Raw genomic sequence first — 951 nt, forward strand, 5'->3', positions numbered from 1 at the left:
AGGTAGTGTTCCAGCACTTCATCAAGAGTCGGTCGCTCTTCGTCACCACCCCACCACTCAACGATGTGCGGCCGGTTGAGCCAATCATGGAGCATCGGCAGGTCGCGCTCGGTCATGAGGCGAAGAGTTATGGGGGGGGTGCTCGCGGCCTTGCGGCCCATGGCTCGCTGCTGCTCGGCAAAGCGGGCCTGTCGTATAGCGTTGGGGGTGGCCAGCAGGTTGCCGGTACGCTTGTCGTGTTGGTCTTTCATATTTCCTCCGCATTAGAGCTAACACCATAACAGGCATTAGCTCTAATGCAAGTGTTTTATCCTAATGTCGGCCCTCGGTACTGCTGTTTCTCGGCCTGCTTCGCCAGCTCGGCGCGGGCCTCCTGCACCTGCGGCAGCTCCATCACTTTCTGTACCGTGCGCTTGATGTAATCGGCCTCATGGCCTGCCTTGCGCTCCATGATCGCGGGGCTGGCCTCGGCCATGGCCTTGGCGATCTCGTCCGGCTCCCGGCCCTTGCTGGCCAGCTTCATAGCCGCAATGAAGTCGCACTTGCTGAGGTCGTCACCGAAGCGTTTGACCAACCCGGCCATTTCGCTGCGGTAGTCGTCCACGGCGCTGCGGCGATACCGGCGCACACTCCGCGGGGCGGTGATCTCGGCCAGTCGTGCCGTCCGTTCCTGTTGGCGCTTAATGCTGTCCAGCACCTGCCCGGCCTGCTGCATCAGCTCCGGCCCTGCGGTGGCGGTCTTGCCCTTGGATTCACGCAGCAGCACCCACGGCTGATAACCGGCGCGGGTGGTGTGCTTGTCCTTGCGGTTGGTGAAGCCCGCCAAGCGACCATAGTGGCGGCTGTCGGCGCTGGCCGGGTCGGCGTCGTACTCGCTGGCCAGCGTCCGGGCAATCTGCCCCCGAAGTTCACCGCCTGCGGCGTCGGCCACCTTGACCCATGCCTGATAGT

At 63.4% G+C, this 951-nt stretch carries 2 protein-coding genes; both read right to left on the minus strand.

The genetic code is table 11. The annotated features are described in order from the left end of the window. On the minus strand, positions 1–251 hold a 251-nt coding region (locus R7Q09_RS24550; RefSeq protein WP_318143747.1), incomplete at its 3' end, for a GNAT family N-acetyltransferase. 56 nt (positions 252–307) lie between these two features. Next, on the minus strand, positions 308–951 hold a 644-nt coding region (locus R7Q09_RS24555), incomplete at its 5' end, for a DNA-primase RepB domain-containing protein (protein ID WP_318143748.1).

Source organism: Vibrio sp. 2130-1, assembly GCF_033339515.1.